At 60.4% G+C, this 8,639-nt stretch carries 10 protein-coding genes; all 10 read right to left on the minus strand.

Going from position 1 to position 8,639, the window contains the following annotated elements:
• On the minus strand, window positions 1-680 hold a 680-nt coding region (locus WC683_17960; protein ID MFA4974495.1), incomplete at its 3' end, for a hypothetical protein.
• A gap of 274 nt (window positions 681-954) precedes the next feature.
• Window positions 955-1,611, minus strand: coding sequence for a hypothetical protein (locus WC683_17965; protein ID MFA4974496.1), 657 nt, complete (start codon window positions 1,609-1,611; stop codon window positions 955-957).
• On the minus strand, window positions 1,602-2,765 hold the full coding sequence (locus WC683_17970; GenBank protein ID MFA4974497.1) for a hypothetical protein: 1,164 nt from the start codon (window positions 2,763-2,765) through the stop codon (window positions 1,602-1,604). Before WC683_17970 ends, WC683_17965 begins: the two co-directional genes overlap by 10 nt.
• A complete protein-coding gene (locus WC683_17975) occupies window positions 2,744-3,208 on the minus strand; it encodes a hypothetical protein (protein ID MFA4974498.1) in 465 nt (154 codons plus the stop codon). The genes WC683_17970 and WC683_17975 overlap by 22 nt, the downstream gene beginning before the upstream one ends.
• Window positions 3,201-3,638, minus strand: a complete 438-nt coding sequence (locus WC683_17980) for a hypothetical protein (GenBank protein MFA4974499.1) — start codon at window positions 3,636-3,638, stop codon at window positions 3,201-3,203. Before WC683_17980 ends, WC683_17975 begins: the two co-directional genes overlap by 8 nt.
• Before the next feature lies 1 nt (window position 3,639).
• Window positions 3,640-4,515, minus strand: coding sequence for a type II secretion system F family protein (locus tag WC683_17985; protein ID MFA4974500.1), 876 nt, complete (start codon window positions 4,513-4,515; stop codon window positions 3,640-3,642).
• A 15-nt stretch (window positions 4,516-4,530) separates the two neighbouring features.
• Window positions 4,531-4,980: a hypothetical protein gene (locus WC683_17990; GenBank protein MFA4974501.1), complete on the minus strand. Its 450-nt coding sequence runs from the start codon at window positions 4,978-4,980 to the stop codon at window positions 4,531-4,533.
• 152 nt (window positions 4,981-5,132) lie between these two features.
• Complete coding sequence (locus WC683_17995) at window positions 5,133-5,828, minus strand: type II secretion system F family protein (GenBank protein ID MFA4974502.1); 696 nt, start codon at window positions 5,826-5,828, stop codon at window positions 5,133-5,135.
• Window positions 5,825-7,762 (minus strand): CpaF family protein, encoded by a 1,938-nt coding sequence (locus WC683_18000; protein ID MFA4974503.1) that lies wholly within the window; start codon window positions 7,760-7,762, stop codon window positions 5,825-5,827. The genes WC683_17995 and WC683_18000 overlap by 4 nt, the downstream gene beginning before the upstream one ends.
• Window positions 7,753-8,639: hypothetical protein (locus tag WC683_18005; GenBank protein ID MFA4974504.1), on the minus strand; the 887-nt coding region annotated here is incomplete at its 5' end. The genes WC683_18005 and WC683_18000, both read right to left, overlap by 10 nt.

Consider the following 8,639-nt stretch of genomic DNA (forward strand, 5'->3'; position numbering starts at 1 on the left):
TCAGTGCCCACGGTGACGATAAGTGCGTCGGTCGCCGGATCGTAACAATTTTCCTGCCCCGTATATCCTTCAGGGCATATGTTCCAGTCTCCTATTTCCACCAATTTCACCTTGAGCGGTTCCAAGCACGGGTCCTCCTCCTCTTCCTCCTCTTCTTCGCCTGCAACCACGAGGGTGTAGGAGTATTCGGCGAAGTTCAAATTGTTAGTAAATTGCTCAGCCCTGAGCGTAATAGGATAGCTCCCCGCCACAGTCGGGTTGCCCTCCATCGTCACGTTCTGACTGTAACTGCCGCTGACGGAATAGGACATGCCCGAGGGCAGGCCGGTCACGCTCCACGAAAAGTACATATCAGCCATGCCGGAGGCCAAGGCAGTGAATTGCTCCCAATAAGGCTCTTCAATGACCGCGGTTGTGTCCAGGGAGCCCGCAACTATGATCGATATGTCGCCGATGGATAGGGGGATCTCTTCACGCCCGCCTATCGGCTTGATGGGGCCGACTATTCTCATCGGAGGAATTCTGCTGGAGACAGAACCCTCTTCTTCCTCTTCCTTGGAGATCTCCGCCTTCTCCTCCGCATCCCTGTCCTCGGCATCGATATCGGCTTCATCCTCGACATCGGCATCCTCCTCTGAGCCCAGACTGGAGGACTGTATCTCCATCTGCATCTTCTTCAAACCGACCTCATCCTGCGAAGGCGAGTAAATACAGCCTGAGGCTGCGATTGAGAGGGCAAAAATGGAGATGATGGCGACGAGGAATCGATTGAAATTCATAAAAGTCCTCCAAGCAACATTATATGCAATTTTACAGCCAAAACCCACTTTGGAAGTTAAGCAATACACTAATAATTTCAATTGGTTAGATTGGGCATTTTAGACGGGTATTCGTGGAAGATGAAAAATTGGGGTTTTTAGGCCCCTTTTTTGGGGGGCGCTGCACCGCTTTCCCTCATTTGCCGGATGTTGCGATGAAGGCACGGAGCCTCTCCCGCATCTGCCCTATCTCCGGCGACGCCGGCGCCCCGGCGAGGAGCCGCTCCAAGTGCGCCGCCACCATCTCGGCCGACTGACCTTGCGCGAGCATCGCCTTTGCCTGCCCCAGATAGTCGATGGCCGCAGCACCCAAACCCTGCCCCACCTTCATCCCGAACGCCATCCGCCTGCACTCCAGAAAAACTTGGGGAAATGCTTCGGGGGTCGCAGCGCACAGTATCCCGACATATCGTCTCTCGCCGGGCACAGCTATGATCGCGCCCTTCTGCATTGGGTCCATTGTCGAATCGAACGGCAGCGCGACAATGTCCTCGGCGCCATGCGCGATGCGAAACAGGGCGCCTTGTTTTGCCTTTATCCCTTCAAATTCGAGCCTCGCCTGCATCGCGCGGCCGAGTCCTTTTTTGTCGCCGGACATAAGCCGGAATATCATCATGGACGCCTTGTCCGCTCGCCGCCATTCGTACAGGTGATCGCGGGTCGCACTCACCTCCTTCCATGCCACTGCCGGCGCATCGAACTCGATACCGTCGTTTAGGTTTGCCCCGGCCGCGCCGACATGGACGACGAGGCCCGCGATGAGCGAGGCTATGAATATCTTGGTCAATTGCATCCTTGCACCCTCAGGGAAAGACCGTTGTCTTCAAGAAACACCCGGATTTCATCGTACATCTTCACGGCCCTCACGCATCCTGACACTCGCTCCATCTCCCGCGCCCCGGCGATCCATCGACCCAGCGCAGCGTCGAGTTTTCTCCGGGCCAGATTTCTTGTCGCCAGGAGCTGCTTGTTCCCGGGATCGGCAAGGAGCGCTCCCTCCATCTCAGTGCAAACATTCCTCAAAACGAGCGCGGCCTCCGGCGCATCCATCTCTTCGCTGGAATCGATGAGCGCCTTTGCACCGGCAATAGACCGGGAAGATTTTTTCTCAATTTCATCCGACGCCTCGGCCGCTGCGCGCGCCAGGTCCTGCGCAAAGGAGGTCGACGCATTCGACTCATCCAGCATCTTCGATGCCTCGGCAAAGAGCATGCCCGCCGCAGCGACATCGCCCGCCTTCATCGAACCAAGACCCTCTGCGTACAGCTCCTTTGCCTTCTCGATGATCATCCTTGTCCGTTCGTCCTCCTCTGCCCCGGACACAGGCGCCTTTGCGCGCTCGATCTCATTTAAGATCAGCCTCGCCTCCGCTCCACCCCTCCCGCGCTCGGCCAGATCCATCAGCGCAAGCCTGGCCTGCTCCAGGTTGCCCTGCCTGATCTCCGCGCGCGCCTCGTCCAGGAGGGTCTCCGCCTCATCCGACGGTTCAGCCTCGACAGAAGCCGAGCGCTGAGGATCGAGCACGGCCTTCAAAGATTTTGTCCCGCGATTATCTGCAGAGGCCATGAAGATGAGAGAGGTCAAGAGCAGCGCCGCCGATATTGCCGCAACGCCGATGGCCTTCTTACTGCTCTTCAGGATATTGACCGTAAAGGCGGTTTTGCCCAGACAAATGCCGTCGCCATCGTTTACAAACGGAGGTCTCGCAAGGATCGCTGACGCGTCCGCCCTCATCGGAATGACCACGAGCTTCCTGCCGCGTCTCACGAACGCGGCATACAGAAGAGAGCCCTGCTTCGGCTCCGAGACGATCCTGAGACGCGGCCCGCCCTCCTCCTTCTCGTGAAAGTTGGATTCCAAAAACAGCGCCCCGTTGTCCCTGAAATCCCCTTCGATTCGTGCGTAGCTTCCTGATCCGCATCGCGTCAGTCTGAGCAGGGTCGCCACAGGCCCTCCTGAAATATCTTCAACTGCTCCGCTCGTTGCGCCATGAGCTCGCTGGAAAGCAAATCGCCCGCATCCTTCGCGTCGCGGGATAAGGCCGTAACCTCTTGAGAGCCCTCTTTGAGATCCGCCTCGAGGTCCGCTATAAATTTCTCCACCCTCTCGCTGCAGCCGTCGAGAAACGCCGCCGCCAATGCCGCATCGCCGGCCTTTGCGATCTCGCCGGCCCTGAATCTCAGCCTTGCCTGTCTGAGCATCCATGCAGCGAGCCGCTCGTCGGCTGAAGCGCGTGCAGCGATCTCTGCGACGACGACCGGCTCAGGATCAGACCCGGGGATCGAACACCAGGCAGCGGCAAGGGTGAAGATGACGGCCGCGCAGCACACGGCCGCCGACCTGTTTCGCGATCTTAAGAACCGCGGGATAATTTTGGCGACGTCAATCATGTTTTATCACCGCCACTGTCCAGCCGTTGCCCATCATCGCAGCCTTCGCATGAGCGCTCGCGCCGCCCCAGGGGATATCCCTCTGCACAGCGACATCCCGCCTCGACGCCAGAACGATCTCCAACAGCGGCGGCGCGGCATCCTCAGGCACCGCGTCGATTACGTGAGCGCCTAGCGGAACGCGCAGCGCGGAAGAGGCGCTGCGTCCGATCGCCACCACCTTGAGAGAGTCGTCCACGCAGATTGCGGAACACGATTCCATCGCCTCCATGCACGAGAGCCAATCCTCGGGCATGAGCTCTTTTGCGGATTCGTCTGCGCATGCGCCCGACGCCTCGCCCCCTCGCTGCGTACGGCCGCGGGAGCGCCATGCGCATGCGCAGCCGCAGGCGATGATCGCAAAGGCCAGGATGTGGGCGAAGTTCGGCATGTCAGAATAGCGCCTCCACCCCGCCTGTTGCTATCCGCACGAAGAGCGGTCCGAACACCACTATCAAAGTGGCGGGCATGATGAACACGATGAGAGGCAGGAGAAGCTTCTGGGCCGCTACGGCGCCCCTCTTTTCGGCGCGCGCGAACCTCTCGTCGCGCACCCTCTCGGACGTGGACCTCAGCAACTGCGCCACGCCAGAGCCGAGCCTCTCCGACTGCGCAAGCAGCGCCGCGAATGCGGAAACAGAAGGGATATCCATGGACGAGGCCATGGAGCAGAGCGCGTCCTTCCTGCGAACGCCCACCCTTATCGCGGCGTCAACTTTCTTAAGCTCGCAGGCTGCAACTCCCCTGGATTTCGCTGCGACCCTGGCTATGGCCTGGCCGAGATCGAGACCCGCCTCCACGCAGAGGGTGAGCATGTCCAGGGCGAAGGGCAGCTCCCTTTCGAACGCCTCTCTCCTGGAGCGCATCCTCGATCTCAGCCACAGCTCAGTGAGGAAAAATCCTGCCGCCGCAGCCGCAACAACGGCAAACGCGCTGTGCGAAACAGAGAGAAAATACGCGGCTAACGCTAGCAGCAGGGATATGACGATCCTCGCCAATGAGAAACCGGCTGCCCTCGACTCTCCGATGCCTGCGGCGGCGAGCCTGCGGACGAGGCGTTCCGATGAAAGCCGCCCGCAAAGGCCGGGAAATCTCTCGGCGGCAAAGCGCCCCAGGAGATCCGAGATCTCCTCGATAGGAGATCCCTTGCGGCGCTCGACGAGTCCTGCGCGCCCCAGGAGCGCATTGCTGCGGACAGACCCAGCGACAGCGAGCGAAAGCGCCCCCGCCGAGACAAAAAACATGACGATGCAAAAAACCACATCCATCGCTCCGACCCTCCGTCAAGGCATCGCCGCCCACGCCGCATCGATACGAGAGAGGATCGCCTCATCCTTCGACTTCATCTCCCACAGGGCGGGCGCGACTCGCCTCTCGATCTCGTAGTAAAGAGTGCGGGGAAGCGATTCGCCCGGGCACATCAAGGCGCGCCCTTTGCCTTCGAGCGAAACCCTGCGGGAGACGCCCGGGAAATCTTCCTCCTCGTCCGACCCGCCATGGATCGAGAGGGAAAAGACGCGGCATCGCGTTTGTCCCACAGCCGATTCCCCTTCAACACGAAGGCTCATTATCGAAGCTGCGGGAGGCGCCGACTCGCCTGTCACGGTGAAGATCGCGTCAGCCGCCCCTCCATCGATCCCTTTGAACGGCCAGGGCATGCGCTCCGCAAAAACAGACCATGGGATTTCCTGCGAAGTCTCGCCCGCCATAAGCCCCGGCCCGATCCTCTTCATTCCAGACGATTCAGTTTCTCGGCCCAGATCTTTCGACACGGCGAAGTATTGATACGCGCCGGCAGGATGCGCCGCAGCTGAGGGTGAAGATGGGGATATCGCATACAAGAGCAGTGCGATGATCGCAGCAAGCGTTGTTGTGAAATGAAATCTCATATTCTTATCACCACTATCCTCCGGAGCCAGACCGCCCCTGCAGCCTCCATGATCAAGGCCATGGCGATGAGGCACATCCCCAGCCTCGTGGAATAAAGCGGCTCTATAAAGTCGGGCGCTAAAACGCAGAGGGCGGCGCCAAGCAACCAGGGCAGCATGAGCAAAGTGACCGCCTGAGCTACTCCCTGCGATGTCAGCGCGCTCACCTTATCCGCAACGCGCCTCCTCTGCGCTATGGTCGCCGCCAGCGATGAAAATGTCTCGATCAGGTTCCCGCCCGTGCGCCTCAGCACATCCACGGATTGCACCAACAACTCCATGTCCTCGGTAGGGACCGACTCGGCGAGCGTGGCGAATGCGGAGTCGAAATCCCTTCCCATCCTGAGCTGCCTCAACACGCGGCCGAATTCTTCTGAAAGCGGAGGAGGGAGCAGCTCTGCGGCAAGCTCCACCGTCTGCGGCAGGGCAAGCCCGGCCTTCAGCGCGTTGCACATCAGCGCAAGCGCGTCTGAAAGCTGCCTGTCGGCTTGAATCGATCTTCTCGACCTCAGTGCGCAACGGATCCGCGCCGCGACAGGCAAAATAATGGACTCCGGCAAATGCCGTCGCCATCCATTTGAAAGAAAGAGGCTGGCCGCAACAGCCGACAGGGCGGCAAGAAACACGACCGTCAAAAAAATGACATACGTCATGAATCCCCCAAAGTGAGCGCACCGCCTCCCTGCAGAGAAGCGCGCTCCGCAAAGCGCGGAGAGAGACCGGTCGAGACGAGCTTGCGGATTTCGTGGTCGTACTGCGCCAGGGTCTGCATGCAGACCACCTGGCCCTCCATGCCTGTGATCTCCGCGACCTCCACAACTTTTCTCTCGATCCCCACGCGCGCCACCTGCACTATGAGTCTCACCGCCCTGGCTATCTGCTCGCGCGCGGCTGCAAGCGGCAGATCGAGACCCGCCATGAGCACCATGGTCTCGAGCCTCGATATCGCATCGCGCGGCGAATTTGCGTGCACCGTGGTGAGCGAGCCCTCGTGGCCCGTGTTCATCGCCTGGAGCATATCGATCGCCTCGGCGCCGCGACATTCGCCTACAACGATCCTATCCGGCCGCATGCGCAGCGCGTTGCGCACCAGGTCCCTTATCCCGACTCCGCCGGTCCCCTCGATATTGGGCGGCCTCGATTCCAGCATCACGAGATTCGGCTTTATGATCTTGAGCTCGGCTGCGTCCTCTATCGTGACGATGCGCTCCTTGTCGCTTATCTTGGAGGCCAGCGCGGCCAGGAGCGTGGTCTTGCCTGCGCCGGTTCCGCCCGACACGACGATCGAGGCCTTGGCAAGGACGCAGTTCGCGAGGAAACGGGCGGTCTCTGAAGGCAGCATACCCAAGCTCACGAGTTCGGCCAGCCCCCGGTTCATCCTCGCGAATTTGCGGATCGTGAGCACCGGGCCGTTCAGCGCAAGCGGCGGGATGACGGCGTGGAGTCTCGATCCGTCGGAGAGCCTCGCGTCGACCATGGGCGAGGCCTCGTCCAGCCTCCTGCATGTGGGAGCGAGCATCCTCTCTATGACGGCCATGAGATGATTCGAATCGAGGAATGCCGCAGGGACTCGCTCCATCGCCCCGCATCTCTCGATGAAGATGTCGTTGGGACCGTTGACCATGATCTCGGTGACTTCCTCGTCGCGAAGGAGCGTCGTCACCGGGCCGAACCCCGTCGTCTCCTCGACGGCGCGCGAAACGATCTGGTCTATGCGCGCACCGGCGCGCTCCTCCTCCGAGAGCCCCTCCGCTATCCTCTGCGCCACCCCCTCCGCCCTTCGTTTGAACTCTCCGGGCTCGCTACGCGCGTGCAGTTCGTCCTCTATCTTTAAAAATTCCCGATCCACCCTCATCCTGCAGAGCACCCGATCGATTGCATCCGGTCTTTCGAAGGCAACGCCTTTATCTTTACCTGACGGATCGACAACAGCATCGGACCTCCGCGGCCGGGCGATCGCCCTCTCCAGCATCCTCTGCCCCAGACCCGCGATATCGTCGCCGTCGCCCCACGAAGGAAGCGCCCATCTCCTCGAGAGTTCCGCCGCGATGGCGACGCTGTGAGGAACGAAACAGAACCCGATCGGATGGAGCGCTTCGGAAGGATCGGCCAGACCATCGGCGATGAGCTGCGCCGCATTGACGCCGAATGAATTCCTCGCATCGATCGAGATCATCGCAGGAACGCGGACTTCCGAAAAACCGACGGCGTGCAGCAATGAAATCATATCTGCAGATCCGGCTGCGAGCATCGTGCGGACGATTATCAAATCGTATGCGGATTCGAGGGCTGCGATCGTCTCCTCATTCACTTCCTCTTCGCCCACCTCCATGCGACCGAAACCCTGCGATTTGACGGCCAGGTATCCGCGCAATGCCTCGCTGCCAAGCATGGATATGTACGGACGCGCCTCTTTGTGCGTGCGAATCCCCGCATGAGCTCCGGCCTCGTTTGAGAGGATGAGGGCATTGACTCCGCCTTGCGCCATCCATGCGGCCGCCCTTTGAACGAAGGATCCCTCGGCAGGCGCATCCGTAGCGCAGATGACCGCAAACCACATGCAGCCCCTGTCCTTCGTCATCTCCATTTTTTAGGCCGCCCCTTCTTCGCGGACTTGTTCTCAACCGCAGGAATGCCGTGCTCTTCCGCATACACCTGATGCTCCTTCTTCGAGCGGTCCTTTATCATCCGCTCTTCGGTGGCGAGGAAGTCCCGCAACGCCGCCTCCGCAGGGGCGGGCTGAGCCACGACCTTGGGCGTGACCACGATCACAAAATCGGATCTGTTGGACTGAAAATCCTTGGAAAGGAAGAGCGTGAATATGGAGGAGGACGTGTCGACGTCGCGAGGCACCCTGTTTTTCATCTTCACGTCGGTGTTTCTGACTATCCCACCCAGCACGACGCTGTGGCCCAGCGGGCAGATCGCGGTCGTAGACACCGTATGCGTGTCGACGGCGCCCCGGATGTCGGCTGAGGGCGCCGAGAGCGTCGCCGAGATTTTGAGGTCCACTCCGCCCTCGACTTCGATCGGCGAGGCCTTGATATCCACGCCTATCTTTTTGAACTGGACCTCCTCGCCCTTGAGGAACGGAACCTCGGAGCCGCTGAATATCTGTGCCTCCTCGCCGCTCTTGACCACGATCGAAGGATTCTCGAGGACGCGGCCGTCTCCGCGCTCCCTGATGAAGCGCAACTTGGGTATAAAGTTGAAGACAAAACCCAGGATCGACTTCCCCATGTCTCCGATCGCGCCAGCGAGTCCGGCGCCGCCGCCCACCGCAGTCGTGCCCGAGCCTCCCTGCGGGAACGAGCCTGGCGACCAATTGAAGGCGAGCTCACGGAGCGCCTCCTTCTTTATCTCCATGAGATGGAATTCCAGCTGTATCAGGTTCCCGCGGCCGACGCTGCGGCCCGTCTCGCGCACCTCCATGAGATCCATAACGTACGGCGTGTAGAGCTTCG

The sequence above is a fragment of the bacterium genome (genome assembly GCA_041648665.1).
GTDB lineage: Bacteria > UBA10199 > UBA10199 > 2-02-FULL-44-16 > JAAZCA01 > JAFGMW01.